23 protein-coding genes are annotated in these 25,283 nt (G+C 61.0%); 12 read left to right on the forward strand and 11 right to left on the reverse strand.

Annotated elements, in window-relative coordinates:
- Positions 1–10: 10 nt before the first annotated feature.
- Positions 11–7,183, reverse strand: a complete 7,173-nt coding sequence (locus tag IHQ71_RS10160) for a hypothetical protein (RefSeq protein ID WP_258161848.1) — start codon at positions 7,181–7,183, stop codon at positions 11–13.
- 444 nt (positions 7,184–7,627) lie between these two features.
- Between IHQ71_RS10160 and IHQ71_RS10165 the strand changes: the two genes are divergently transcribed.
- Both IHQ71_RS10165 and IHQ71_RS10170 read left to right on the forward strand, forming a co-directional pair.
- Complete coding sequence (locus IHQ71_RS10165) at positions 7,628–7,999, forward strand: Hpt domain-containing protein (RefSeq protein WP_258161849.1); 372 nt, start codon at positions 7,628–7,630, stop codon at positions 7,997–7,999.
- 166 nt (positions 8,000–8,165) lie between these two features.
- Positions 8,166–8,486, forward strand: a complete 321-nt coding sequence (locus IHQ71_RS10170) for a (2Fe-2S)-binding protein (RefSeq protein ID WP_258162799.1) — start codon at positions 8,166–8,168, stop codon at positions 8,484–8,486.
- Between the two features lie 332 nt (positions 8,487–8,818).
- Here the strand turns inward: IHQ71_RS10170 and IHQ71_RS10175 are convergent, their stop codons facing one another.
- Positions 8,819–9,442, reverse strand: a complete 624-nt coding sequence (locus IHQ71_RS10175) for a DUF922 domain-containing Zn-dependent protease (RefSeq protein ID WP_258161850.1) — start codon at positions 9,440–9,442, stop codon at positions 8,819–8,821.
- An 84-nt stretch (positions 9,443–9,526) separates the two neighbouring features.
- Here IHQ71_RS10175 and folP point away from each other — a divergent pair, with 84 nt between their 5' ends.
- From folP to folK, 3 genes are read left to right on the forward strand one after another with little or no spacing between them, the layout of a single operon-like run.
- Complete coding sequence (gene folP, locus IHQ71_RS10180; RefSeq protein WP_258161851.1) at positions 9,527–10,420, forward strand: dihydropteroate synthase; 894 nt, start codon at positions 9,527–9,529, stop codon at positions 10,418–10,420.
- A 1-nt stretch (position 10,421) separates the two neighbouring features.
- Positions 10,422–10,796, forward strand: coding sequence for a dihydroneopterin aldolase (gene folB / locus IHQ71_RS10185; RefSeq protein WP_258161852.1), 375 nt, complete (start codon positions 10,422–10,424; stop codon positions 10,794–10,796).
- On the forward strand, positions 10,783–11,307 hold the full coding sequence (folK, locus tag IHQ71_RS10190; RefSeq protein WP_258161853.1) for a 2-amino-4-hydroxy-6-hydroxymethyldihydropteridine diphosphokinase: 525 nt from the start codon (positions 10,783–10,785) through the stop codon (positions 11,305–11,307). The genes folB and folK overlap by 14 nt, the downstream gene beginning before the upstream one ends.
- 45 nt (positions 11,308–11,352) lie before the next feature.
- Here folK and IHQ71_RS10195 read toward each other — a convergent pair whose 3' ends face one another.
- The 4 genes from IHQ71_RS10195 to IHQ71_RS10210 all read right to left on the reverse strand — a co-directional run bounded on the left by IHQ71_RS10195 (position 11,353) and on the right by IHQ71_RS10210 (position 15,181).
- On the reverse strand, positions 11,353–11,898 hold the full coding sequence (locus IHQ71_RS10195; protein ID WP_258161854.1) for a hypothetical protein: 546 nt from the start codon (positions 11,896–11,898) through the stop codon (positions 11,353–11,355).
- A gap of 202 nt (positions 11,899–12,100) precedes the next feature.
- The gene (locus tag IHQ71_RS10200) at positions 12,101–13,138 is read right to left on the reverse strand and encodes a YcjF family protein (RefSeq protein WP_258161855.1); all 1,038 of its coding nucleotides are present in this window, start codon (positions 13,136–13,138) and stop codon (positions 12,101–12,103) included.
- On the reverse strand, positions 13,135–14,610 hold the full coding sequence (locus IHQ71_RS10205; RefSeq protein WP_258161856.1) for a YcjX family protein: 1,476 nt from the start codon (positions 14,608–14,610) through the stop codon (positions 13,135–13,137). Before IHQ71_RS10205 ends, IHQ71_RS10200 begins: the two co-directional genes overlap by 4 nt.
- 52 nt (positions 14,611–14,662) lie before the next feature.
- Complete coding sequence (locus IHQ71_RS10210) at positions 14,663–15,181, reverse strand: histidine phosphatase family protein (protein ID WP_258161857.1); 519 nt, start codon at positions 15,179–15,181, stop codon at positions 14,663–14,665.
- A gap of 274 nt (positions 15,182–15,455) precedes the next feature.
- Between IHQ71_RS10210 and dksA the strand changes: the two genes are divergently transcribed.
- The 3 genes from dksA to IHQ71_RS10225 all read left to right on the forward strand — a co-directional run bounded on the left by dksA (position 15,456) and on the right by IHQ71_RS10225 (position 17,778).
- Entirely contained in the window at positions 15,456–15,875 is a 420-nt protein-coding gene (gene dksA, locus IHQ71_RS10215; protein ID WP_258161858.1) for an RNA polymerase-binding protein DksA, read from the forward strand.
- A 275-nt stretch (positions 15,876–16,150) separates the two neighbouring features.
- Positions 16,151–17,434, forward strand: a complete 1,284-nt coding sequence (locus IHQ71_RS10220) for an O-acetylhomoserine aminocarboxypropyltransferase (protein WP_258161859.1) — start codon at positions 16,151–16,153, stop codon at positions 17,432–17,434.
- Positions 17,431–17,778 carry a cupin domain-containing protein gene (locus tag IHQ71_RS10225; protein WP_258161860.1) on the forward strand — a complete coding sequence of 116 codons (348 nt, stop codon included), beginning with the start codon at positions 17,431–17,433 and terminating at the stop codon, positions 17,776–17,778. Before IHQ71_RS10220 ends, IHQ71_RS10225 begins: the two co-directional genes overlap by 4 nt.
- Positions 17,779–17,781: 3 nt before the next feature.
- On the opposite strand, the gene IHQ71_RS10230 is transcribed toward IHQ71_RS10225, so the two are convergent.
- From IHQ71_RS10230 to IHQ71_RS10240, 3 genes are all read right to left on the reverse strand, one after another.
- Positions 17,782–18,168 (reverse strand): type II toxin-antitoxin system VapC family toxin, encoded by a 387-nt coding sequence (locus IHQ71_RS10230; protein ID WP_258161861.1) that lies wholly within the window; start codon positions 18,166–18,168, stop codon positions 17,782–17,784.
- Positions 18,165–18,413 (reverse strand): hypothetical protein, encoded by a 249-nt coding sequence (locus IHQ71_RS10235; RefSeq protein WP_258161862.1) that lies wholly within the window; start codon positions 18,411–18,413, stop codon positions 18,165–18,167. Before IHQ71_RS10235 ends, IHQ71_RS10230 begins: the two co-directional genes overlap by 4 nt.
- 65 nt (positions 18,414–18,478) lie before the next feature.
- Positions 18,479–18,946: a MarR family winged helix-turn-helix transcriptional regulator gene (locus IHQ71_RS10240; protein WP_258161863.1), complete on the reverse strand. Its 468-nt coding sequence runs from the start codon at positions 18,944–18,946 to the stop codon at positions 18,479–18,481.
- A 128-nt stretch (positions 18,947–19,074) separates the two neighbouring features.
- Here IHQ71_RS10240 and IHQ71_RS10245 point away from each other — a divergent pair, with 128 nt between their 5' ends.
- Complete coding sequence (locus tag IHQ71_RS10245; RefSeq protein WP_258161864.1) at positions 19,075–19,890, forward strand: SDR family oxidoreductase; 816 nt, start codon at positions 19,075–19,077, stop codon at positions 19,888–19,890.
- An 85-nt stretch (positions 19,891–19,975) separates the two neighbouring features.
- Here IHQ71_RS10245 and IHQ71_RS10250 read toward each other — a convergent pair whose 3' ends face one another.
- Both IHQ71_RS10250 and IHQ71_RS10255 read right to left on the reverse strand, forming a co-directional pair.
- The gene (locus IHQ71_RS10250; RefSeq protein ID WP_258162800.1) at positions 19,976–21,223 is read right to left on the reverse strand and encodes a cytochrome P450; all 1,248 of its coding nucleotides are present in this window, start codon (positions 21,221–21,223) and stop codon (positions 19,976–19,978) included.
- A 42-nt stretch (positions 21,224–21,265) separates the two neighbouring features.
- Positions 21,266–21,844 (reverse strand): demethoxyubiquinone hydroxylase family protein, encoded by a 579-nt coding sequence (locus IHQ71_RS10255; protein ID WP_258161865.1) that lies wholly within the window; start codon positions 21,842–21,844, stop codon positions 21,266–21,268.
- Positions 21,845–22,111: 267 nt separating this feature from the next.
- Between IHQ71_RS10255 and IHQ71_RS10260 the strand changes: the two genes are divergently transcribed.
- The 3 genes from IHQ71_RS10260 (at position 22,112) to IHQ71_RS10270 (ending at position 25,023) form a co-directional block, all read left to right on the forward strand.
- A complete protein-coding gene (locus IHQ71_RS10260; protein ID WP_258161866.1) occupies positions 22,112–22,744 on the forward strand; it encodes an ATP-dependent Clp protease proteolytic subunit in 633 nt (210 codons plus the stop codon).
- 298 nt (positions 22,745–23,042) lie between these two features.
- On the forward strand, positions 23,043–24,320 hold the full coding sequence (gene clpX / locus IHQ71_RS10265) for an ATP-dependent Clp protease ATP-binding subunit ClpX (RefSeq protein WP_258161867.1): 1,278 nt from the start codon (positions 23,043–23,045) through the stop codon (positions 24,318–24,320).
- A 223-nt stretch (positions 24,321–24,543) separates the two neighbouring features.
- A complete protein-coding gene (locus IHQ71_RS10270) occupies positions 24,544–25,023 on the forward strand; it encodes a chemotaxis protein CheW (RefSeq protein WP_258161868.1) in 480 nt (159 codons plus the stop codon).
- The last annotated feature ends 260 nt before the right edge of the window (positions 25,024–25,283 follow it).

Genomic DNA, 25,283 nt, shown 5'->3' on the forward strand with positions numbered 1-25,283 from the left:
CGCGATTGCCTTACGAGAAGCGTCCGGCGGCGTGTGCGAGCATCGTATAGACCTTGCCCGTATCCGAGGTGAGATAGGACTGGGTCAGCACGCGGTCGCGATCGTTGCGGGCGACGTCAGCAAGCAGCTTTTCGAAGTCGCTGATATAACGATCGACGGCCACGCGGAACTCCGCCTCGTTGTCGTATTTGCGTTTGATGTCGTCGAACGTCTGCTGGCCCTTGAGCGTGTAGAGCCGGCGCGTGAACACGTCGCGCTCGCCGCGCTGGTAGCGGCGCCAGAGATCGACCGAGGCGTCGTGATCGATCGCGCGGGCGATATCGACCGAAAGCGAGTTGAGCGATTCCACGACATGGCGCGGATTGCGGGCCTCGGGTTGCTGGACAGTGGCCTGGCTCGTAGCTGCGCGACGTGGTTGCGGTTCGTCCTCACCGTCGTCATCACCCATCGAGGCGTTGCGGAGCAGGTCGGTGATCCAGCCCTGTCCCTCGGAAAGGCGCGGGGCTTCCTGGCGAGCGGCGCGCTCGACCGGCTGGGCACGCTCGGTGCCGGCGGCACGCACCGGCTGGCTTGCCGCAGGGGGTGTTGCGACCGGCTGCCGCTCGATGCCGAGGCTGCCGCGTAATCCGGTCGGCTCGGCACGGCTCTGGTCCGCTTCGGGCTGGCGGCGTACCGGCTGTTCCGGCTCTACCCGGCGAGCAGGCTGCTCGGGCTCCGGTCGGCGAACCGGTTCGGCGCGCAAAACTGGCTCTTCGACAGGCGCCTGATAGGTTTCAATCGGTTCGGGTTGGCGCGCGACTGCGGTCTGCACCGGCTGCTGCACCACAGGGGCTTGGCGGCGAACGACGGGTTCCGGCTCACGCAGTGATGTCGGTCCGAAATTGTCGTCGCGCAGCTGTTCCGAACGGCCGCGCGGTGTCTCAAGATGCGCCGATGACACGCCGATAATGCCGGAAAGTTCCTGCAGCGCCTTGACCTGTTCGGCGACGGCGCGCCGCATCTGGGCAGCGCTCTCCTTGGCTTCCTCGGGCAGGTCGAACGCCCCACGCTTGAGTTCGGCGCGCGTGTCGTTCAGTTCCTTGCGGATTTCGCCGGCGGTGCGGCGGATTTCCTCGGTGGCACCGGTGAAGCGGTTGACCGCATCCTCGACGGCTTCCTTGAGCGCATCGCGCATCTGGCTGGCGGTGGAGATCGAACGCTTGCCGGTTTCACCGAGCAGACGATCGACATCCGAGAGCGAGTTCGAAACGCTGGCCCGGAGCCGCGAGGCGACGTCCTCTGCGCGTTCATTGGCCCTGCCGAGCGTGCTTTCGACGGCAGCGGAGGCCTCTTCCGCGGCACCCGTCACGGCGGCCTTCATGTTGTCGGCGATGTCGGATGCGCGCTTCTCGGTATCGGCAAGGATCTTGCCGATGTCGACGAACGAGGCCTGCACCGAACCCTTGAGGTTGGAGTACACCTGGCCCGAACGGCTCTCCGCCCGGTCGAATGCGGCTTCCACCAGTCCGGCGAGCGACCGCATCGTGTTCTCGATCTCCTCGGAACGATGCACGAGGCCGACGGCCAAGGATTGCAGCGCGTCCTCGCGCTCTTCGAGCGTTGTGACGAGGTTCGATTGTGCGGCACCGAGCAGGTCGGATGCCTGGCCCAGAACCTTGGAATGGTCGTCGAACCGGCCGACAATGTTGGCGATCTGCTGCAGCGTATCGCCCGATACCGACGACAGCCTGTCGGCCTTGCCCTCAAGAAGGCGGGTCGAGGCATGGATCGAGTCGGACACCTTGTTGGTGGATTCCGCGAAGCGGTACGCCACGGCGCTCAGGCTCTGGTCGACGGCGCCGAGATTGGTCGTGGCGTCCTCCACCAGCTTCTGGATGCCCGTGTTGCTCTGGTCGAGTGCGCCGATCAGCCCGGTAACCGTGTCCTTGAGCGTCTGTTCGGTCGAGTTGAGCGCACGTGCGCTCTCTTCTGTACGAGCGGTAATCGCCGCGACAAGGTTGGAATTTTCCGACCTGAGTTGTGCGGCGCCCTGGAGCGCGGCGGCGCCGATCTTTTCGGCGGCTTCGCGGCCGAGATCGGCAAAGCTGTCGAGCGCCGGCTGCGCCTTCTCGTCGATCAGGCGTGCGAGTTCCGTGGAGCGTGCCGCCAGCATCGAGTTGAGTTCGCGGGTGCGGTCATCGAGCGTGGCACGGATCGTCTCGTGGCGGGCACCGAGCGCCTTTTCGGTCGCGTCAAGGCTTTGCTGGACAGCGGCGGCTTCTGTGGTGACCTTGGCGCTGGTTTCGGCCAGCATCGAGGCAAATGCGTCGGCATCGCCGGTGAGACGTCCCGAAAGTGTTTCGGCCCGCTCGGCCATTGCGCGGGCGAACTCTTCCGAGCGGCTCGTCGCGGTGCTCGCAAAACCCTCGGAATGGCTGTTGAGCTTGCCTGCGAATTCCTCGGCCCGCTCGGCCAGCGTCCGGGCGAATTCTTCGGAATGGCTCGCGAGACTGTTGGAGAAGCCGGCGCTACGGGCGGCCATTTCGTCGGTATATTCGAGGCCCTTGCTCGCGACGTTCTCGATCGCGCGCTGTGCCGTCTCGTCCATATTGGTGGTCGCGTCGATCACTGCGCTGCGCAGCGAGGTCGCGAGGCCAGAGGCCTTGCCATCAATCATCTTCGACACGTTGTCGAGGCCGATGCCGAGCGCCTTGTCCATGGTCGAGAGCCGCTCGTCGATCTTCGCCGTGCGCGTGTCGAACGTCTCCGCGATAAGCGTCGCGGCGGTTTCGGTGGCGCTGTCGAAGCCTTGGATGCGCTGGTCGATGAGGCTGGACAGTTCACGGCCTGCCAGGTCGATCTTGTCGGCGAAGCGGCCGGCGTCGTCGCGCAGACCGGTGTCGAGCCGGGTAATGCTCGACTCGATCCTGCCGCCGGTGGCGTCGAAGCGTTCGGCCATCTGGGCGAGCGTGCTGTCGAGCCGGGTGCCGAAGGAGTCGGCCGCGCGGGCGATCTCGCCGACACTGTCGCCGAAGCGTCCGGCAATCGCCGCAGTCGTCGTCTGCATGATCTGGTCGAGATTGGTCGCACTTTCGGCAACGGCTTCCTTGAGGGCGATTTCGCGCTCCTCGAGCTTCATATCCAGCGTCATGATATTGCTGAGCATGTTGCCGGCACCGGACTGCAGGCGCTCGTCGAGCGATTCAGCACTCGCCTCGATCGTCTGGCGGATCGCCTCGCGATTGGCAACGATCTGTGCGATCAGCGTCTCGGCCTGCCGGTTCAGCGCAATGGTGCTCTGTTCGATGCCTGCCTTTGCGACGCTGCCGCCGGTCTCGATCACGTCGCGCAGCGCCTCGCGGCTGGCGTCGAGTTGCGAGATCAGGCTTCCCGTCTGTTCCGATAGCGTCAGCGCCGAGTGATCGAGCGCGATCCGCAGTGCCTCGTGGTCGTTCTCCAGTCGCGATTGCACGGCGCCGGATGTCGCCATCAGCTTCTCTTCGAGCAGGGCGGCGGCTTTTTCGATTGCTTCGCCCAGCGCCATTTCGCGCTCGGTCAGCGTGGTTTCGAGCTTCCTGGTATTGCTGGCCAGTGCCAGTGCGCTGGCCTGCATCCGGCCATCGACCGTGTCGGCGGTGGCGTCCAGCACTTGGCGCAGGCTCTTCTCACGCGCCTCGATCTTCTCGGCAAAGCTCATCGCGCTCTCGCCGAGGCCTTCGGCGCTCTTGGCCATCGCATCGGAAAGGGCATTGGTGTGTTCGACGATGACGCCGGTCATGCCGACGGCGGCGTTCTGGACCGAGTCGTTGATCGATTTCGCGCTGCGCTCGACATGCTCGCGCAGCTTCTGCTCGCCTTCCTCGAAGGACATTTCCAGCATATTGGCGCCCATCGCGATCGAGGTGCCGATATTCGTCGCCTGGTCGGCGAGCGTCTCGTCGATCTGCTTGCGGCCTTCGTCGAGCGCGATGGTGATCGCGTTGGTGCGGTCTTCCAGCGTTGAACGGATCAGTTCGTGCGTGTTGGCGAGCTGGAAGGAGAGGTCGGAACTGCCGTTCTCCAAGACGCTGCCGATTTCCTGCGTCGTGGTCGACAGGGCATGGGCGATCTCGCCACTGGTGGCGGCAAGCGCTGTCGAAAGCTGGCCCGTGACCGTCGCGACGGTGGCGGCGATCTGATCTGTCGCGGACGACGCCCGTCCGGTGATTTCCTCGGCGGCAAGGCCGATAGACGCTGAAAGCCCCGTCGTAGCGGAGAGAACGGAATTGTCGATTGCGCTGCTCGCCGTCGAAGCCTTCTCGTTGATTTCGCTGGCGACCTGGTGAAGGGAAGCCGAAATGCCTGACGTGGCGGCCAATACGGATTCACTAATCCTGCCACTGGCTTCCGTCGACCGCGCGGTGATCTCGCTGGTGACCTGATCCAGTGAAGCCGAAATGCCCGATGTGGCGGACAAAACGGATTCGCCGATACTGCCACTTGCCTCCGTTGCCCGCACTTTGATCTCATTGGCGACCTGTTCCACGGATGTGGAGAGCCCTGACGCCGCCAAAAGAACGGACTCGGAAAGTCCTGATGTCGCCGAGAGTACGGATTGATCAATCCTTCTGCTGGCTTCCGCGGCCTTTTCGCCGATCTCGCTGGCCACGAGGTCAAGCGAGGCCGAAATGCCTGATGTCGCCGACAATACGGATTCGGTGATACTGTCGCCGGCCGCCGCTGCGCGGTCGGTGATCTCGTTGGCGACCTGATCGACGGAGATGGAAAAACCCGATGTCGCCAGGGCCACGGATTCATTGATCCTGTTGGTGGCTTCCGTCGCCTTTTCGAGAATCTCGGTGCCGGCCATATCGACTGAAATCGAAACACCGGATGTCGCCGACATGACGGATTCGCTGATCCGGTCGCTGGCCGAAGCCGCCCGGCTGCCGATCTCGTCGGCGGCAAGCTCGACCGAAGTGGAAAGCCCCGATGTGGCCGTCAGCAGGGCTTCGTTGATCTCGTTGCTGGCGCCGGTCGCACGGCTGCCGATCTCACCGGCGGCGGCCTGCACCGTCGATGTGATCCGGTCCGCGGCGGCGGTTACCGCGCCGCTCATATTGCTGTCGGTCATGGCGAGCGCGTCGGCGATGCGGCGCGTCGACTCGTCCGTCACCTGTTTCAGATTGCTGGCGCCGCTGTTGATGAGGTCGGATACCGCTGCGGCGCGCGCCTGCAGGCTCTCGTCCAGCTTTTCCTGATGTTCGGTAAAGGTAGCCGCGATGGTGATCGCATTTTCGCCAAGCGTGCGGGCAAGCCGCGTGCGGGCATCCTCGACATTGCCGGTGATGAGTTCGGTGCCGCGCGCAACCGCCGTTTCCAGCCGCTGCTGATTGTCGCTGAAAGCCGCCTCGATCCGCGCCGATTTGTCGTCGAGCACGCTTGCGATCTTTTCGTGACCGGAATTGACGGCGACCGTGATCGCTTCGGCGCTGTCCGTGATCTTGGCGATCATATCGTCGGCCTTGCCGCCGAAGCCCACCTCGATCTGCTGGTGCGCCTTGCCGAGGACGTCCGATATCGCCACAAACCGGCTTTCGAGTGCCGTCTCGATAATATCCTGGCCCGTGCTGAGCGCGGTCTCCAGCGCGATCGACTGGCCGGCGAAGGACGACGTCATGCGGTCGACCGAGGAGGCGAGGATACTGTCGAGCGCATCGCACGCGCCGCCCACCGTATCGTTGATCCGTGCCAGGCTCTCGGAAAGCTTCGCGTCGAGCGTGCCCGAGCGCTGGTCGAAGGCGGCGGCGAATTCATTGAGGCGGCCGTCGAAAGCCGACGACACCACCTCGACGGAGGACCGCAGCTTCTCTTCAAAGAAGCTCGAACGGACATCGAGATCCATCACCGCGTCGTCGGCAGCCGACTGCATCGACTGGCGGAAGGTCGAACCCTTTTCGTCAAGCGCGGAATTCAGTGAGTTCAGGACATCATCGAGGCCCGAAGTGATCGCCTGACCGCCCGATGTGAGGGACTCGCTGATCTGCTTGGTGCGCGCGATCAGCGTCTCGTTGAGTTGCTTGGTGCGCTCCTGCAGCGCATTGTTCAGCTTGTCGGTGTTGGCGTCGAGCAGCGAGGCGCGGGTCTCGAAATCGGACAGAAGTGCCTTGCCGCGCTCGCGCAGCGTCGAGGACAGCGCGTCGATGCGATTGTCGAAATCGTTCGCCAGGGCGACGCCGCTGGCGCTCAATGCCGACAGCAGGTTCTCGGTCTTGACCGAAAGCAGGCTTTCGATCGAGTTCGACGCCATGCCCGAGCGTTCCATGAAGATCGCCGCCTGAGTGTCGATCATCTTCGCGACGGCTTCGCCGGAGGTGGCGATATTGCGCGAGATGTTGAGGCTTGCGGCCGCGAGCTCTTCCTTCAGCTGTTCATGGGCGCCGGAGATCGACGAGCGCACCCGCTCGGCATGCCCGACGATCGCCTCGCGCTCGGAGCCGAGCTCCTGCACGAGGGTGCGGACCCGCATTTCATTGTCCGTATAACTGCGCTCCAGCGCGTTGACCTCGGAATGAACCAGCGTCTCGAGTTCGGAGGCACGCGCAATGGTGCGCTCGATGCCTTCGTTCATGGCGGTCACCTGGCGGCGCACCGCCTGGCCGACGCTCATGATGCGATCGGTCGCGGCACTCTCGGGCTCCGCGAGCCTGAGTGCGACCTCGGCCATCGAACGGGCGGCCTGGCGCAATTCCCGTGCACGGGCGATCATATTGGCGAAAGCGAAGAAGATCGCGATCGGAAACAATGTCGCAACCAGCACGCCAAAGGCGCCGGGCAGGGCGGCCAGTTGCTGGAACGAACGGATTTCCCAAATAGCCGGCGCATAGAACAGGTGCGCGGCACCAATGCCGAGCAGAACCCAGATTACGGAAGCGATGGCCGCCATGCGCATCGGGGATTTGGAGGAGGCGTCCATTCCACCCAGCAATTGCGGTTGGAGATTGGAACGCTGGTCGTTGGCGGCGCGGAGCTGCGGCGACTTCGGCGCCTGTTCGGGTGCCAGTGACCGGGCGTTGTCTTCCTGGGAAGCACGCGCCTCGTCGGGGCTGCGGCCGGACTGGGCCTCGCCCTTGCGGCCGTCGTCCTGGAAGTCGATGGCAAGGGCATCCTCAAGCGCCTTGTAGGCGTTTTCCTCAACCGCTTCGTTGTCGCGCTTCGTCGCCATTCCCGTTCGCCTCATTCATTCTGTGAGCCGCGAAGGGAACCGGCTGAACCGGCGCCTGCTCCCCCGGGGCGGCTTATCCGTCGCGACGGGGGCTTATCCATCAATGGATCCATTCGATGAAACGCCGTACTGTCGCATGGAAAGAAGTGCTCTGCCTCAAGGCAAGCCACTCCAGACCTCGTAACTTAGTGGCACAGAAGCCGTTTTGATACAATCGCTTGGGTTTTCAAAGGTATGATGGTTAACAGAAAATTAACGCTCGTGCCATGAAGTGAAGTCTGAAAACGCAATGAAAATAGCGATTTAAAACGTATTAACCATGAGTGTAGTTTCCCGCCCGTGAAATTGCCGCAATTAAGCATTTTTCCGTTAGCGGATGTGATGATCAGTCTATTCGAAAAGTGGCTGTCCCACAATCAAACATAACAAGGGAATACCCAGACAATGGCAGCGTTGAGTATCGCATTCGAAGCCCCCGACAATTACCGGGGTTACACTCCTTCCCAGCATCGCCCGATCGACCTCGTTCATCTCGCCAAGCAGACATCCGGTGACAAGGCCCTCGAACTCGAGGTTCTTCACACATTCGCCCGGCAGGCGCGCAGTTGCATGAATGAACTGGCCTGCGGCGAGGCAGACATCATCACCCAGGCTGCCCATAAGCTCAAGGGTGCGGCGCTGGCCATCGGAGCGTTCAACGTCTCCTCGGCCGCCGAGAAGGTGGAGAGCAGGGCGGGTGATGCGGCCGGTATCATCCAGCTCGGCAATGCGATCACGGAAGCCGAGAACTTCATCAACACGCTTTCGCGCTCCTGACAATGGACGGCAGCGGGGTGTATTCGCCCCGCATCACGCGTCCGCGACGTGACATTTTGCGTCGCTTCGAGGCGATACTTGCCTTCGGTTGACGCGCTATGGATTTTGTTGGAAAAGGCTGTTGCGCGACATGCGCCAGCCTCCCCCAACGGAAATTCAGGTCATAATGCCCAAGCTCATCATCATTGAAAATGACGGAACGCGCCACGAATTGGACGCCGCCCCCGGCTCCACGGTCATGGAAAACGCCATCCGCAATTCGATCAGCGGCATTCTGGCGGAATGTGGCGGTGCCTGCGCCTGCGCGACCTGTCATGTCTATGTGGATGAGGCTTTCGCCGACAAGGCCGGCAAGCCCGACCCGATGGAAGAGGATATGCTGGATTTCGCTTATGACGTGCGACCGACCTCGCGGCTGAGCTGTCAGATCAGAATGACGGATGCCCTTGAGGGGCTGACCGTTCATATTCCTGAAAAGCAGGGCTGATAGGGAGAGAGCGGCAATTCCCTGACCTATCGGTCAAAAAAAGCCTCGCTCTGTTCTTGAGCGAGGCTAGTGAGACGCATCGTCAACAGGCGAGGGAGGAGACACCTGCAGCCACTCACATGCGCCTTGGGAAACCACAGAAAACCAAACTACCAAGAAACACTCGAACTGCTACTCGCGATTGATATGAGAACGCTAATTCAGCGACACCGCAAGTGCAATGGGCGAATATAAAGGGTCAATTCACAGGATTGGGCGCAGGTTTGGCACAAGGTTGGCGGCTCGTTGCGGGAAAAACACGCAAATCATCCGGAAATGCCGGGGGCGCCGGATTAATTCACCGGCCGAATTGCGACTCGGTAGCGCAGCAATCGAATCATCCGATTCTCGAAATTGGCTGCCTCGATGCGGTCGAAGCGCTGCTGATCCTTGTCATGGGCGATCAGGGCTTCCTGTGAGACGCGATTAACCCTGGCCTTCAGCGTCGCGCAGTCCCGTGTCGTGGGCAAGGCGACTATGGTCTTTTCCAACTGCCTTGCATGCGTGCGTGCGATCTCCGCATGCCGTTCCTCGTGGCGCTTGATATCGGATGCCAGGGTGTCCCAGAGAAGTGCCATTTCCTTGGTCGCCTTGCGGCGGTTGGACCAGCGCGGCAGCACGAGCTTGGTCGATAGCGAGACCTTGGCGCCGCCGATATGGCAGCGACCGTCCTTGCCGATGAAGGTCGCCGAACCGTTGAACTTGATCTGCGTGGCGCCGGGATGCCTGCGGCCGCTCGTCTGCGACAGAGGTCCACGACGGCTCATCTCCCGGTCGAGATCGGACGCGGTGCTGCCGCCGATCGAGAAATAGGTGATCGATTTGCGGATGATGGTCTCGCTGGCCGCCGGCAGGGCGATCGCCGAAAGCGCCAGCGCCACAATGACTGTCTTGAGATGGTCCTGATACCACTTCATGTTTCGCTCCGGCTTACTTTCATATCCTTGTGACATTGTCTCCTCCGGCGCAATATGCAATCAGCACGAAAATTCGCTCGCACCATGAAAGGCGCAGAATTGCCCACGCCCTTCGATCCGGTGGCCTGGAAGCTCGCGCATGGCCGGCAGATCACGCTCGGCCCCCGAGGCCTCATCATGGCCATCATCAACGTGACGCCGGACTCGTTTTCCGATGGCGGGCTCAATGCGTCGTCGTCGGATGCCATCGGGCACGCCTTACAGGCTGTCGACGACGGCGCCGATATCATCGATATCGGCGGCGAATCCACCCGGCCGGGTGCGGCTGAAGTCTCTACTGCAGAGGAGCAGGATCGCGTTCTGCCGGTGATAGAGGCGGTGGCGGCCAGATCCGATGTGCTGATTTCGATCGATACCTACCGGGCGTCCACGGCCGAGCTCGCCGTCACTGCCGGCGCCCATATCGTCAACGATGTCCATGGCTTGCAGCGCGATCAGGCGCTAGCCGGCCTTGTCGCCCGCACATCCGCTGGCGTCTGCATCATGCATACGGGCCGGGGCCGCGAAAAGCTGCCTGATGTGATCGAAGACCAGTTCGAATTCCTCCGCCATTCGCTCGAGATTGCTGAGGCCGCCGGCATCGCCGATCAAGCGATCGTGCTAGACCCCGGTTTCGGCTTCAACAAAGAGACCCCGCGCGAAAATATCGAACTGGCGGCCCGGTTCGCCGAGCTTCACGCGCTTGGTTTCCCGCTGCTGGCCGGCACGTCGCGAAAACGCTTCCTCGGCGCGCTGACAGGCCGCGAGGCGCCTGATCGTGATATCGCCACGGCCGCGACCAGCGCGCTGTTGCGTTACGCTGGCGCGGCGATATTCCGCGTCCACAATGTCGCAATCAACAGGGATGCGTTGATCGTAGCGGATGCTATGCTGCGCGCCAGAAACGACCGGCAAATAAGTGGCCGGCAGGGAGACTGACATGACTGGGACCTACACAATCCTGCTCGCCAACTGTGCCTTCTTCGCCCGCCACGGGCTCATGCGCGAGGAAGAGGTGCTCGGTCAGCGTTTCTTTGTCGATGCCGAACTCGAAGTGCAGCCCGCGGGACCGCTGGAAGACGATTCGATCGAGTCGACCGTGGATTACGGCGTGGCCTTCAAGGTGATCGAGGAGATCGTCATCGGGCGTCGCTATTTCCTGATCGAGGCACTGGCGATGGAAATTGCCCGCTCGCTCGAAAAGCGTTTCCCTGAAATTCGCCGCGCCAAGATCACGCTGCGCAAGCCGAACGCGCCGGTCGCCGGCGTGCTCGATTACGTTCAGGTCACTATCGAGCATCATGCAGGACAATAATCGCATATCCACGGCACTTCTGGGCCTTGGCGGCAATATCGGCGATCCGGTCGCCGCCATGTCGTCGGCACTTCAAATGCTGGAACAGCATCCGGACTGCCGGGTGACGCAGGTTTCGCGCCTCTACAAGACGCCGCCATGGGGCAAGACCGACCAGGAATGGTTTTTCAATGCTGCCGCCGAGGTTGAGACCACGCTTTCCCCGGTGCCCCTGCTGGGGCTGGCGCTCGGCATCGAGCAGGTCAATCGCCGGGTACGCGCCGAGCGCTGGGGGCCGCGGACGCTCGACATCGACATCCTCGATTTCGGTGGACTGGCGATCAAGTCCGACCAGCTGACCACCCCGCATCCTCGCATGACCGAACGCGCCTTCGTTCTGATGCCGCTCGCCGACTTCGCCCCTGATTTCACAGTCAATGGGAAGACAGTCCGGGAATGGCTTGCCGAGGTCGATGCGTCAGGCATTGAAGTCGCTGACGAAAGTCGCCATTGGTGGAAAGCCACAAAATGAAAAAGCCGGGCATTGCCCGGCTCCCGTCATTCAATTGACCGATATTCAGTCGACCGAGCCGACCGCGATCTCGTCGGTTTCCCGGTTCAGGTTCATGCCGATGACCGGAACCATCGTGTTGTCGACCTTGACCGAAATCGTGACAGTCATCGTGTTCTTGCCCTGGAGACGGGCGATCATCGCGCCGTTCAGCTTGGCGCGCGTAATGCCGACGACGATCTTCTGGCCGGTCACGTTGCCAGAGACGATATCGAGGCCCTTGCCTTCCGCGCCGTCGAGGAACTTGCCCTTGTAGGTGCGGCCGGCACTCCGGATCGTCGCCTTCATCGGCTGCTTGAAGATGCCGACGCGGCAGGAGCCGTCGAGCGTCATCCCGCTGCCGTTATTGTCGGACGAGCCTGCGAGCGTGCAGGTGAACTTCGTGCCCTTGTACTTGCCGGCGACGATTTCGCCCGGTCCGGTCCACTGGCCCTGGACGCCTTCGAAGAAGGCCTTGTCGCGATTGGCTGCCTCGGCAGGTCCGATAGCGGCCAGGGTTGTGATGGCAACTGCCGCGAAGCCTGTGGCAATCATCTTGAGGCGCGATAACATAGAACTTCCCCTGGGCCAGCGATCAACTCGATGGCAAGTCTTCGCCGAGAATGGTTAATGCGTGGTTTCTATTAGACATGAAGTACACTGCTTGCAATCCTAAGAACCGATAGCCGGTCCGGGATTGAATCCGCTATTGCAAAATAGCTACACTTTTTCGGGTGCAATTTCCAGAGTTGAATCAACGACAAGCTGAGACGCGCTATTTGCCGCCGGATGTATTCGTCAGGTCGCCGATGAAATCCGACACGCCCGGACGCCTGAGAGCCTTGAAGGGCAGGGGCCGCAGCAGGTCCATCGCGGCGATGCCGATGCGCGCCGTCATCAGCCCGTTGATCACGCCTTCGCCTAATCGCGCCGACACTTTCGACGCAAGGCCATGTCCGAGAAGCTGCTGCACGATGCCGTCGCCGACGGCGATCGAACCGGTCACGGCAAGATGGGCGATGACATCACGGAACAGCCTGAACATGCCGAGCCGCCCCGGACGCGTGCCATAGGTTTCCGCCACCGCACGGATCAGCCGCGCCGATTCGAAAATCACATAGCCGAGGTCGACCAGTGCGCGCGGGCTGACGGCGGTCACCACCGAGACCCGCTTGGCGGCGTTGAGCACCAGTTGCCGCGCCTTGCGGTCGGCCGGTGCCAGCAGTTCCAGCTCGGCGAGGCTCATCAGGCCCTGTGAATCGATGATCTCGTCTGCAGTGCGGGCAAGCGCGGCACGCCCGGCCGCTGTTTCCGGGATACTTTCCGACAATCTGACAAGCTTGGCGACCACCGCTCGGGCATGCGCTGGCTTGCGGTCGAGACCCGCTTTTTCCGCCTCGTCCTTCAGCACCTGTACCGAAGCCAGCCGGCGGATGGCGATGAGTTCGCGCGCAGCCATGCCGAGCACTGCCAGAACACCGGCCGCCGTCACGCCGATCGCCGTATAGCCCAACCAATCCGCCCGCGTGAACAGGTCGCGGATCAGTTGATCGAGCCAAAGCCCGAATGCGACAGACAGGATGAGACCGAGCGCTCCAGCGAATATGCTGAAGAAGGGAAAGCTGCGCCTCGACCGGGCGACTGGTGCCAGCGCGGGATCATCTTCGGGGCTCTTGAGGAAGGGATCGTCCTCCTCCGGCGTGAGCATGATGCCGCTCTCGAAAGCCTCCGGCCTCCGGCGCGGGGTCGCCGACGATGGCCCCATGGGCTCGTCGAAGGAAAAACTCTGCGGCTTGCGCGGTTCCTTGCTCATGCCAGCCGGTCTCCGATCAGGAACTGCAACGCACGGTCGAGCCTGATATGCGGCAGCGACAGCTTGATGCCGCCGCCGGTCTCCTCGATCGCGGGTGGCCGGAAGCGGACGATGTTGATATGCGGCAGTTCGGGCGCACCGCTTTCAGGGTTCTCAGCGCGGAAATAGATATCCGTCTTTTCAGGCAGGTCGCCGGGAAAGATCGCCGTCTTGCGCTTGCCGTCGAAGACTTCACCGTTGATCTCCTCGCCAAGAATGGGTGTGCCGACGATGACGGGAAGCGTCTCGCCGTCGCGATTGACGACAGCCTCGCGGGTTGCCCGGATCGAGGCCAGCGCGATGACATCGATCGACGCCCCCGAACGGCCGATCTTGTCCGTCGCACGCTCGACGATCCGCCGCGTCAGCGCCTCCAGCCTATCGTGGCTTTCGTGGTGCAGATGATCGGCCTTGGTTGCCGCGACCAGCACCTTGTCGATGCGGCGGGTGAAGAAGGTGGAGAGCCAGGAATTCGTGCCCGGCCGGAACGAGCCCAGCACATCGGCCAGGGCATTTTCGAGATCCGCCAGCGCCTCCGGCCCACGGTTAAGCGCCTGCAAAGTGTCGGTGAGCACGATCTGCCGGTCCAGCCGTGCGAAATGCTCCTTGAAGAAGGGTTTCACGACATGGGTCTTGTAAGCCTCGAAGCGCCGCTCCATCATCGCCGCCAGGCTGCCCCGCGCCTGCTTGCCCTCACGGAAATTGACCAGTGGCGCGAAGGTCAACGCCGGCGATCCCTCGAGATCGCCGGGCATCAGGAAGCGGCCCGGCGCGAGCGCCGAGAAGGAATGCTTGTCCTCCTTGCAGGCCTTGAGATAGGCGGTGAATTCGACGGCCAGGTCGCGCGCCAGCATTTCATCGGCCTGGGCATCCGCTGCGATGCCATCCGCGAGCTTCAACCATTTTTCGCCCAGCGGCGCGCGTCGCCCTCCACGGGCCAGTGTCACGGCGTGTTCGGAAAATGTCCTGAAATCCTGGTCCAGCAACGGCAGGTCCATCAACCATTCGCCGGGATAATCGACAATGTCGATCGACAGCTTGCCCGCCGAAAGCAGCCGGGTCCAGGCCGATGCGCTCTCATATTCGATCGTCAGCCTGAGTTCGGATATCGCGCGCGTCGAATCCGGCCATAGCCGCTTTTCCACCAGCGCACGGATGTGATCTTCATATTGGAAGCGCGGCACGGCGTCATCGGGCTGTTCCTCTAGCCGAACGGACTTGATGCGACCGGAGCGTTGCGCTTCGAGAAGCGGCAGGCGCCCACCATTCAAAAGGTTGTGGATCAGGGCGGAGATGAACACCGTCTTGCCGGCGCGGGAGAGCCCGGTCACGCCCAGCCGCAAGGTGGGATTGATTAAACCCGTTGCCCGGTCGGCGAGATTTTCAAGCGCGATCAGCGCTTCGTCGGCGATATTGATGGGCGAGGGCGGCAATCGCGATGTCCGTCGAGAGAAATCTGAGCCCGCAATATAGGCACGAAATCGTTCAGGTCAAAGACGGAACGATGAGGCGCAGGGCCTCGCCCGCATGCAGCATCTTGTGCGGCAATGGCTTGGGAAAGGAGAGCGCCAGCAGCCCCGCCGTGGGATAGCCCATGGCGATCGGGGCGATGATGGCGCTCGGCCGCGCAAGATGATGGGCGAGCGCCTCGATCATCGGATTGTGCCCGATGATCATCAGCGATCCGACGTCACGATGCGCCACGATGTGGCCGAGATAGGCGTCCGAACCACCGGAGTAAAGCTGTTCGTCCTCCTGCGATCTCAGGTCGCGAAACACGTCGAGAAAGGCGGCCGTCGTCTCGCGGCACCTCAGCGCAGGCGAAGATATCAGCACATCTGGTCTTATTCCGGCCATCAGCGCCTGCGCCGCCACATCGCGCGCCTCGAACCGTCCGCGTTCGTCGAGCGGTCGTTCGAAATCGCTTGTATTGGGCGTGGCCCAGCCGGCGTGCGCGTGCCTCATGAGATAGAGGCGGAATGTTTCGGCGCTATCAGGCGGCATGGATCAAATCCGGTGCGGGAAGGACAAATGTGTCCCGTTTTGCGTAAACGGGGCGTCCTGAAACGTCAATCGCGCTGGTGCCTCGGGCTGGCCCCACGGGGCGGTTCTGACCTGTGAGAAGTAGGGGTCGATTCTGAATACTGATAAAAAAATAATCACTTAGCGCAAGTTTGTAACAGTTTTAAAAATAACCTTACCTGCGCTTTCGGCTTGAATTAACACATTTGTAGGGCTATAGGGCAGCGCGTGCGGGATGTTCTTCAGGAGAATCGCGTTGAGTGAGAATATCGATCTTGCCGACTATGTCCCCTCGGAAAACGAGGAGTTCATGAACACCAGACAGCGGGCCTATTTCAGGTCCAAGCTGGTCGCATGGAAGAATGAGATCTTGCGCGAGGCACGCGAGACTCTCGATCACCTTGCGGAAGAAAGCGCCAACCACCCCGATCTGGCCGACCGGGCGTCTTCCGAAACCGACAGGGCCATCGAGCTTCGGGCTCGCGACCGCCAACGCAAACTGATCTCCAAGATCGACGCGGCGATGCAGCGGATCGACGACGGCACCTACGGTTACTGTGAGGAAACCGGCGAGCCGATCAGCCTCAAGCGGCTGGATGCGCGGCCGATAGCGACATTGTCGATCGAGGCGCAGGAGCGTCACGAGCGCCGTGAAAAGGTCTATCGCGACGAGTGACTTGGTGATGTAACGGGCCGCCCTCGAAAGAGGGTGTTTTTGTTTGCTTCTATTGGTACCGGGCGTGCAGAACTTCGGGCATCGCACTGGAATCTCCAAAATAGATCGATATTGTATAAAAGCGCGGTTTCTCTGGGTTGCCGTGTCGATCCAACGCGCCTGAGGGTGGCTAATCTGTCAATGCCGTTCCAAGACTGGACGGATAAATTTGCCGCGCCGGGCTGTCCTCTTGGGATGAAACCGCTATCATCCCGGCAACCATGAGGGAGGATACCATGAGCAAGGACAATCCAGGCTTCGCAACGCTCGCCATCCATGCCGGCGCGCAGCCCGATCCCACCACCAAGGCGCGAATCACGCCGATCTACCAGACCACCGCCTATGTCTTCGACAATTCCGACCATGCCGCCGCTCTCTTCGGCCTGCAGCAGTTCGGCAATATTTATACCCGCATCATGAACCCGACGAGCGCCGTGCTGGAAGAGCGCGTCGCCGCACTAGAAGGCGGCACGGCGGCCCTCGCGACTGCATCCGGTCATGGCGCCCAGCTTCTTGTCTTCCACAATATCATGCGCCCGGGCGACAATTTCATCGCCGCGCGCCGCCTCTATGGCGGTTCGATCAATCAGTTCGGCACTGCTTTCAAGAATTTCGACTGGAACGTCCGCTGGTTCGACACTTCAGATCCCTCGACCATGGAGGCGCTGATCGATGACAAGACCAAGGCGGTCTTCATCGAGAGCCTCGCCAATCCTGGCGGCACATTCGTCGATATCGTCGCCATCGCCGAGGTCGCTCATCGGCGTGGCCTGCCGCTGATCGTCGATAACACCATGGCCACGCCCTATCTCATCCGGCCCCTGGAGCATGGCGCTGACATCATCGTCCATTCGCTGACCAAATTCATCGGCGGCCATGGCAATTCCATGGGCGGCGCCATCGTTGATGGCGGCACCTTCGATTGGTCCAAGTCGGGCAAGTATCCGATGCTCTCCGAACCGCGCGCGGAATATGGTGGCGTCGTGCTGCACCAGGCTTTCGGCAATTTCGCCTTCGCGATCGCAGCCCGCGTACTGGGCCTTCGCGATTTCGGGCCTTCGCTCGCACCGATGAACGCTTTCCTCATTCTCACCGGCGTCGAGACGCTGCCGCTCAGGATGCAACGCCACTGCGACAATGCGCTGGGCGTCGCCAAATGGCTCAAGACACATCCGAAGGTCGCCTGGGTCAACTATTCCGGCCTCGAGGACGACCCCAATCACGCACTGCAGGTGAAATACTCTCCAAAGGGCGCCGGATCGGTCTTCACCTTCGGCCTCAAGGACGGCTACGAGGCGGGCAAGAATTTCGTCGAGAACCTGAAGCTCTTCTCGCATCTCGCCAATATCGGCGACACCCGCTCGCTTGTCATCCACCCGGCCTCGACCACCCATCGCCAGCTCTCTCCAGAACAGCAGATCGCTGCCGGCGCGGGTCCGGATGTGGTGCGGCTGTCGGTGGGCATCGAAGACCTCTCGGATATCATCGCCGATCTCGAACAGGCTCTGGAGCACGCATGACGGACAAGGCAGTCGGCTTCGACGCGACCAAGATCACTCCGGAAATTGGCGCACCGGCGCCAGACCGGCTGATCTCGGGCAATCCTCAATTCACCACCTGGAACATCGAGGAGGCCGAAGGCGGCATCTATTCCGGCATCTGGCAGGCGACGCCGGGTAAGTGGCGCATCGTCTATGACGAATGGGAATATTTCCACGTCCTCGAAGGCCATTCCGTGGTGACCGAGGATGGCGGCGAGGAAATTCACCTAAGGGCAGGCGACCGGCTGATACTTCGCCCGGGCTTCAAGGGGACGTGGGAAGTAATTGAAACCACACGGAAAGATTATGTGATCAGGGTATGAGGCCTACCAGGACACGCTCACCCCAAGCTCTCGCATTTTCTCATCCGTTGAAAGTAGAACCAGTTCTTCGATGATACCTTGAGCCGCGAGTATTCGGTCAAACGGATCACGGTGATCACCGGGCAGGAAAGCACTTCGGATCATATGGTCGATCGTGATCGGCAGATGGAGGAAGCCCTCTTCCGCAACAATCTGGGCAAGGTTTGGTATGATGGTCTCTGCTGTGGGTAGTTTGCCCTTGGCGAATTTGGTGGCAATCTCCCAGGCGGACGCAGCGCTGACAAAGATTGTATTGTCGACTTCCGCAATCGTTCGCCGCGCGGTAGCGGACAGGCTTGGATCATCAGCCAACCACCAGAGCAATGCATGCGTATCCAGAAGCACCCTCATGCACCATTGAGTTCCTCGAGATCCTTCTCGGAAAGCGGCTCGAAAAACTCAGGTCCCACCGATAGAACGCCCTTGAAACGGCCAGGACGACGATCGGGCACTGCTTTGCGCTTGGCAGCTTGACCTTCAGCTACTGCTGAGCCTTTTGCGCTCTTGATCTCGACGAAGCGCCCGGATTTTGCGTCGCGTGCAATCCATGTCTGCGAGCCAGTCGATTTCGATTCTTGGCGCCCAGATCTAGCCATGCTCGTTTCTCCATGAGCGAACGAACTAAGCGTCGCACAACCGGGTCGTGCTGGCAAGACGCCTCTTACGGGCCATCCTTTCTAAACGCCTTGGCAAACTCCGGCGATGAAACAAACGCCAGCGCCTCGCGGATTTCTTCCGACCTCTTCTTCCCGAACACCCGATCGAACCTTGACTGCGCATCGCGCCAATTGGCAAGCAAGTCTTGCTGTGTTTTCTTCCCGAACACTGTCAGCCGCGCGCGCTTGACGCGCCGGTCGTCCGCATCGGGCACCAGTTCCACATAGCCGTCGCGGATCAGCGGCTTCAGCGTGTGGCCGAGCGCCGAGAGGTCCATGACCATGGCCTCGGCAAGCTGCTTCAGCGCCGGTTCGCCGGTCGATGCGATCTGCGAGAGTAGCGCGAACTGGGTGCCCTTCAGGCCGCTGCCTTCCATGCAATCGTCATAGAGCTGGCCGAGCTGGCGCGCCGCGCGGCGTATCGCGGTGTTCGAGCAGTGCATCCAGATACTGTCGTCCGTTTTTTCCGCCATCACGTTGTCCACCGCCGGGCCAGAGAAATTACTGGCATATGCAATTAATTTATCCATCCCTCTTGCAATGCGCAAGAGTGCAGGCAATATAGTGGCATATACCAGTAAATGCCAGAAGGAGATCAGATATGGCTAGAACTGCAAACCTGGGAACAGCACTCGTCACCGGCGCCTCGGCGGGCATCGGCGCGACATATGCGGAGCGGCTCGCGGGCAGGGGCTACGACCTATTGCTCGTGGCGCGCGACGTGACCCGCCTCAACAAACTCGCCGACACGCTGAGCGCTAGACACAGTGTGAAGGTCGAAGTGCTGGGCGCTGACCTCTCGAACCAATCCGACGTGAAGCGGGTTGAGGCGAAGCTCCGTGCCGACGAGGCGATCACGCTGCTGGTCAACAATGCCGGCATCGGCCCGAAAGGCCCGCTCCTCAATGACGATATCGACTATCTCGACCGGATGATCGCGATTAATATCACCGCCGCCAATCGGCTGGCAGTCGCCGCTGCCCAGGCTTTCGTCGCACGCGGCGGGAGCGGCATCATCAACATAGCATCCGGCGTCGCCATCGCGCCCGAGCTTTTCAACGGCACCTATAGCGGCACCAAGTCCTTCGTACTCGGCATGACGCAGTCGCTCGCCCGCGAACTCGATGGTAAGGGCGTCAGGATTCAGGCGGTACTGCCCGGTATCACTGCAACCGAATTGTTCGACCGTGTCGGCGGTTCCGTCGGCAACTACCCCAAGGAGATCGTCATGCATGTCGAGGACCTCGTCGATGCCGCGCTTGCCGGCTACGATCTTGGCGAACTCGTCACCATCCCGTCGATGGAAGACCAGCATCTGCTGCAGGCCTTCGAGGCCGCGCGCGGCGCGCTCGGTGGCCAGATATCCCGCGACAAGTCTGCAAGCCGCTACGGCGTCACTGCCAAGGCCGCTGCTTGATCCTTCTTCAGGGCGCCATCTGGCTTGGCGGCGGCGCCCTCAAGCTCGCGGCTCCGCTTTGTGAGCGAACCACGGGCTTCGTTCGTCACCACTCTAGATCCAATCTTTCCAGCCCATGGAAATGATAAACATCCTTGACCACGGGCTGGGCCGCAAGCCGCATTCCTGGCAATCGCTCGAACAGAATCGGTAGCGCGATCTGCATCTCAAGTCGCGCCAGTGGCGCCCCGATGCAGAAATGGATGCCGGCGCCGAAGGAGAGGCTGATTCCCTCGTTGCGCGCGGGCTGGAAGGCGAGGGGGTCCGAAAACTTCTTCGGATCGAGATTGGCGGCCGCGAGGATCAATCCCACCTCGTCGCCCTTGCGGAATTTCATCCCGTCGAATTCGAGATCCTCCAGCACCCAGCGCTTGAAAATGTGCACGGGTGCCGAAATGCGGAAACTTTCCTCCGCCGTCAGGACAGTCGATGCCGAATCGGCGAACAAGGCCTTGGCATCGCAGCCGTTCTTCAGAATCACACTCACTGCATTGCCAATCTGGTGAACCGTGGCCTCATGCCCGGCATTGAGCAGCACGATCGCGGTGGAGACCAGTTCTTCCTCGGTCAGGTATTGCCCGTCGCGCGCCGGCGATAGCATCAGCGTCAGCAGGTCGTCGCGCGGGTCCTTGCGCCGCTCCTCGGCAAGCCGGATGATATAGTCGCCGAATTCCCGGGCAGCCTTGTTGGCGCGGTGCTCATCCTCGTCCGTCTTTCCGAACATGTACATGCGCACATAGTCATGGCTCCAGTCGAGCAACTGCCGGCACATGTCGTCGGGAACGCCGATCATCCGTGCGATCACGGTGACGGGAATGATCTCGGCGAATCTTGCGAGAAGCTCCGTGCCGCCATCTTTCTCGAAACCGTCGATCAGCCGGTGCGAAAGCGCCGCGATCTCAGGCCGCAACCGCTCGATATTGCGTGAGACAAAGGCACGGTTGACCAGCGTCCTCAGCCGCGTGTGCTCTGGCGGCTCGATCGACAGCAGCGACTTGGATTCGGCCCGGTCGAAATCCGCCAGATGTGGCGAGGGTTCAGGCAGACCGAGTTCCTCCCGGCTCGCCACATGGGTGATCTGCCGCCCGAACCGCCGGTCGCGCAGGATCGCGTTCACATTGTCGTAGCCAGTGAAGTACCATTGCTTTTCCTCTTCCCAGACAAAGGTGGGCGAAGTCGTGTGCATGGCCGCATAGGCCCGGTTCGGGTCGCGATAGAAGGCGGGATCGCGGGCATCGAGCGAGAGATGCCGGGTGGCGGGATCGAATTTGAAATAGGCGGGGATCTGGGTCATCGCAAAGCGGTAGCGCGAATCCACCAATACCGGCAAGATTGCTTATACCTGATCCACTCGCAAATCCCGCGCCATCAGCGACGGGTCGCCCCAGGTCGATAGCCAGATCATCAACCCGGTCAGCGTCGAGATCACTGCATAGGCCATGTGGTCGAGCGAGCCTCGGCCCTCTTGCATCTCGATCGCATGGTCGCGATGTTCGAGTTCTTCGTCCTTGATCGCATCAATGGCCGTGAAAAGCGCCGGGTCGCGATCTCTCAAGAAATGCAACTGCTCGATCAGATGCTTGTGGACGGTGGTTTCCACCGCCTCGGTGCAGACCCAGATCATGTTGCGGCCGAGGAGTGCTGTCGCGAAGCCGATGACGAAACCGCCGAGGCTCCAGAGTCTCATGACCCGGCAGGGCCGAGTATCCCGCTCGATCATTGCCGCGCCGAAAATCGCGCAATGGCGGATTTCGTCTCGTCGCATCTTTTCGAGCGCCGGCACCATGTCGGGATAACTACGCCGGACGCGCCAGAGTTGGGCGGCATAGATCCGGATCGCGCCGGTCTCGCCCGCGTGGTTGACGCGGATGATGCGGGCGATGGTCGTGCGTTCGCGATCGGTAAGTCCGGGCATGCACGTTCAGGTAAAGGCTTGGCCCCACAATGACAAGTGGTTGCAACTGCGACCACTTGCTTCACCCTTTCTTCATCCTGTCCGACAATTTCCCTGTCCATACTTTCCGCCCTAACCCCGCATTAAGCGCGAATCTGAAAGTACGGCCATGCAAATTCCCTGCACGGCTTGAAGTTTCGGGTACGGACACTCTATGTAGGGGGTAAGAATTTTGTGATGATTCCCGGGAAACGTGGGCTTTCCGGAGATGCTTTGTGAAGGATGGACATGAAAGATCCGATTGAAACCATGATGGCCATTATACCAACGGTCATTGAGCAGACTAACCGGGGCGAGCGCCATGGAGACATTTTTTCACGCTTGCTTCGAGAACGGATCATTTTCGTGATCGGTCCGGTGGAAGACACGATGGCCGCGCTTGTCTGCGCCCAGCTTCTCTTCCTCGAATCCGAGAACCCGAAGAAGGAGATCGCGATCTATGTCAACTCGCCCGGCGGCCTCGTCACCTCGGGCATGGCGATCTACGACACGATGCAGTTCATTCGTCCGCCGGTCTCGACGCTCTGCGTCGGCCAGGCCGCGTCGATGGGTTCGCTTCTGCTCGCCGCCGGCGCCAAGGGCGCGCGCTTTGCGACGCCGAATGCGCGCATCATGGTGCACCAGCCCTCGGGCGGTTTCCAGGGCCAGGCTTCGGATATCGAACGCCACGCCCGCGACATCCTCAAGATGAAGCGCCGCCTGAACGAGATCTATGAAAAGCACACCGGTCGCACCTATGAAGAAGTCGAGCGCGCACTCGACCGCGACAACTTCATGACCTCGGAAGAGGCCAAGGACTGGGGCCTGATTGATCAGGTCATCACGTCGCGAGTCGATGCCGAGGGCGAGACGGAGGCTTGATGCCTGCGTAATCCACCGTTTTGCCCTTTTCATGACAAGAATGTCATGGAAAGGGACTAGGCGGTTGGGTTTGGGCTCGTTAATAATGGACATTAAGCCTATGTTGAAGAAATATGACATAGGCTCCCTCTGATGAGGGGGATTCGTTGCCGCCTGTTGGCAGATGTGTTTGTCTGCCCTGGCTAGCGTCCCCAAGGCCCCGTTGTAACAGCGGCAAGTTCCGCTCAATGCCGGGGTGTCAGGATTTGACCCCCGTGTACCGGCATTCGTGTCGCGGGCGTTCTGGAAGGAAAGTATTATGAGCAAAGTCAGCGGAAGCAACGGCGGTGACTCCAAAAACACCTTGTATTGCTCTTTCTGCGGCAAGAGCCAGCATGAAGTCCGCAAGCTGATCGCGGGTCCGACCGTCTTCATCTGCGACGAATGCGTCGAACTCTGCATGGATATCATCCGCGAGGAGAACAAGTCCTCGATGGTGAAGTCCCGCGAGGGGGTCCCGACCCCGCAGGACATCATGAAGGTGCTCGACGAATATGTGATCGGCCAGAAGCAGGCCAAGCGCATCCTTTCCGTCGCGGTGCACAATCATTACAAGCGCCTGGCGCACGCCACCAAGAATCAGGACGTGGAACTCGCAAAGTCCAACATCCTGCTGGTCGGCCCCACCGGCTGCGGCAAGACCTATCTCGCCCAGACGCTCGCGCGCATCATCGACGTGCCGTTCACCATGGCCGATGCGACGACGCTGACCGAAGCCGGCTATGTCGGCGAGGATGTCGAGAACATCATCCTGAAGCTGCTCCAGTCCGCTGATTACAATGTCGAGCGCGCCCAGCGTGGCATCGTCTATATCGACGAAGTCGACAAGATCAGCCGCAAGTCGGACAATCCCTCGATCACCCGCGACGTGTCGGGCGAGGGCGTCCAGCAGGCGCTGCTCAAGATCATGGAAGGCACGGTTGCCTCGGTTCCGCCGCAGGGCGGCCGCAAGCACCCGCAGCAGGAATTCCTGCAGGTGGATACGACCAACATCCTGTTCATCTGCGGCGGCGCCTTTGCCGGCCTCGAAAAGGTGATCCTGGCACGCTCGGAAAAGACCTCGATCGGCTTCGGCGCCAAGGTCGCCGCTCCCGACGAACGCCGCGTTGGTCATGTGCTGCGCGACCTTGAGCCGGAAGATTTGGTCCGTTTCGGCCTGATCCCGGAATTCATCGGCCGTCTGCCTGTCATCGCGACGCTTGAGGACCTCGATGAGGATGCGCTGATCCAGATCCTGTCCGAGCCGAAGAACGCGCTTGTCAAGCAGTACCAGCGCCTGTTCGAGATGGAGGACATCGAGCTCAATTTCCACGAGACCGCTCTGCGCGAAATCGCCAAGCGTGCGATCGTTCGCAAGACCGGCGCCCGTGGCCTGCGCTCGATCATGGAGAAGATCCTGCTCGACACGATGTTCGAGCTACCGACGCTCGACGGCGTCCAGGAAGTCGTCATCTCGGATGAAGTGGTCAAGGGCAATGCCCGTCCGCTCTACATCTATGCCGACCGGCGTGAGGACAAGGCTCCCGCTTCGGCTTGAGGCCAGTCCAACTTCGAATTGAAGGCCCGGTTTTTCCGGGCCTTTTTCGTTTGGCCATACCACATGACCTTTAGCGTCGGTCGGATGCGATTACTCGCGTTTTGACTTAAGTTTGATTTAAGCAATAGGCCTCATTGTTCCAGTCAATAGCCGATAAAATCAGCGCATGGAGTGCGGCACGCTTGGGCAACGCGGCACTCAAACAGGAATGGTCGGAATTCTGATGTTCTCATCTCACTCCAGCAATGCCGGCAACGCAAACCAGATTTTGGAGATCATCGCCTTCCGCCTCCACAATCAGGATTTCTGCGTGCGCACCACCTCGATCCGCGAAATCCGTGGTTGGGCTCCGGCGACGCCGCTGCCCCATACGCCACCGGATGTTCTCGGCGTGATGAATCTCCGGGGAACCGTCATTCCGATTATCGATCTCGCCCGCAAGCTCGGCATGATCAAGGCCGAACCCAATGAGCGTAGCGCCATCGTCGTGGCCGAGGTTCACGGCATGGCGATCGGGCTTCTGGTCGATGGGGTCTCTGATATCCTGACGATCGGCCAGGAACTGCTTCAGCCGGTGCCTGACATCAGTGCGGCCGTGTCTTACGCGGATGGCATCATTACCTACCAGGACAGCATGATCTGCTTCCTCAACCTGGAGCGCATGTTCGGTGAGGACGAGACAAGGATGCTGTCGGCAGCCTAAGGCACTTACCCACCGCCCATACCATCCAAGGCCCGGCAAAATCCGGGCCTTTTTCATTGTATGCGATGCAATATTCCCGCGATATCGGCATGTTTTTCGTTGCGCGTCCCGCCCAACAGGCGCAAAAAAGACTGTGAAAGCGTTGCTTTCCCGACGATTCTGCCGGCCCGGGCTTGTGCGCAAGGTTCGCAACATCCGCCTTGGCTAATTTGATCTCGGGATTGTGACAGGCATTTGACATCAGGTGTTTCGAGTGGCCT

The sequence above is a fragment of the Rhizobium sp. TH2 genome, assembly GCF_024707525.1.
In the GTDB taxonomy this organism is placed as follows: Bacteria; Pseudomonadota; Alphaproteobacteria; order Rhizobiales; family Rhizobiaceae; genus Rhizobium_E.

What these genes read in the sequence shown, in the direction of transcription:
- IHQ71_RS10160 (WP_258161848.1), bottom strand. Translation starts at nt 7,183, where the DNA reads ATGGCGACGAAGCGCGACAACGAAGCGGTTGAGGAAAACGCCTACAAG.
- IHQ71_RS10165 (WP_258161849.1), top strand. Translation starts at nt 7,628, where the DNA reads ATGGCAGCGTTGAGTATCGCATTCGAAGCCCCCGACAATTACCGGGGT.
- IHQ71_RS10170 (WP_258162799.1), top strand. Translation starts at nt 8,166, where the DNA reads ATGCCCAAGCTCATCATCATTGAAAATGACGGAACGCGCCACGAATTG.
- IHQ71_RS10175 (WP_258161850.1), bottom strand. Translation starts at nt 9,442, where the DNA reads ATGAAGTGGTATCAGGACCATCTCAAGACAGTCATTGTGGCGCTGGCG.
- folP (WP_258161851.1), top strand. Translation starts at nt 9,527, where the DNA reads ATGAAAGGCGCAGAATTGCCCACGCCCTTCGATCCGGTGGCCTGGAAG.
- folB (WP_258161852.1), top strand. Translation starts at nt 10,422, where the DNA reads ATGACTGGGACCTACACAATCCTGCTCGCCAACTGTGCCTTCTTCGCC.
- folK (WP_258161853.1), top strand. Translation starts at nt 10,783, where the DNA reads ATGCAGGACAATAATCGCATATCCACGGCACTTCTGGGCCTTGGCGGC.
- IHQ71_RS10195 (WP_258161854.1), bottom strand. Translation starts at nt 11,898, where the DNA reads ATGTTATCGCGCCTCAAGATGATTGCCACAGGCTTCGCGGCAGTTGCC.
- IHQ71_RS10200 (WP_258161855.1), bottom strand. Translation starts at nt 13,138, where the DNA reads ATGAGCAAGGAACCGCGCAAGCCGCAGAGTTTTTCCTTCGACGAGCCC.
- IHQ71_RS10210 (WP_258161857.1), bottom strand. Translation starts at nt 15,181, where the DNA reads ATGCCGCCTGATAGCGCCGAAACATTCCGCCTCTATCTCATGAGGCAC.
- IHQ71_RS10220 (WP_258161859.1), top strand. Translation starts at nt 16,151, where the DNA reads ATGAGCAAGGACAATCCAGGCTTCGCAACGCTCGCCATCCATGCCGGC.
- IHQ71_RS10225 (WP_258161860.1), top strand. Translation starts at nt 17,431, where the DNA reads ATGACGGACAAGGCAGTCGGCTTCGACGCGACCAAGATCACTCCGGAA.
- IHQ71_RS10230 (WP_258161861.1), bottom strand. Translation starts at nt 18,168, where the DNA reads ATGAGGGTGCTTCTGGATACGCATGCATTGCTCTGGTGGTTGGCTGAT.
- IHQ71_RS10235 (WP_258161862.1), bottom strand. Translation starts at nt 18,413, where the DNA reads ATGGCTAGATCTGGGCGCCAAGAATCGAAATCGACTGGCTCGCAGACA.
- IHQ71_RS10240 (WP_258161863.1), bottom strand. Translation starts at nt 18,946, where the DNA reads ATGGCGGAAAAAACGGACGACAGTATCTGGATGCACTGCTCGAACACC.
- IHQ71_RS10245 (WP_258161864.1), top strand. Translation starts at nt 19,075, where the DNA reads ATGGCTAGAACTGCAAACCTGGGAACAGCACTCGTCACCGGCGCCTCG.
- IHQ71_RS10250 (WP_258162800.1), bottom strand. Translation starts at nt 21,223, where the DNA reads ATGACCCAGATCCCCGCCTATTTCAAATTCGATCCCGCCACCCGGCAT.
- IHQ71_RS10255 (WP_258161865.1), bottom strand. Translation starts at nt 21,844, where the DNA reads ATGCCCGGACTTACCGATCGCGAACGCACGACCATCGCCCGCATCATC.
- IHQ71_RS10260 (WP_258161866.1), top strand. Translation starts at nt 22,112, where the DNA reads ATGAAAGATCCGATTGAAACCATGATGGCCATTATACCAACGGTCATT.
- clpX (WP_258161867.1), top strand. Translation starts at nt 23,043, where the DNA reads ATGAGCAAAGTCAGCGGAAGCAACGGCGGTGACTCCAAAAACACCTTG.
- IHQ71_RS10270 (WP_258161868.1), top strand. Translation starts at nt 24,544, where the DNA reads ATGTTCTCATCTCACTCCAGCAATGCCGGCAACGCAAACCAGATTTTG.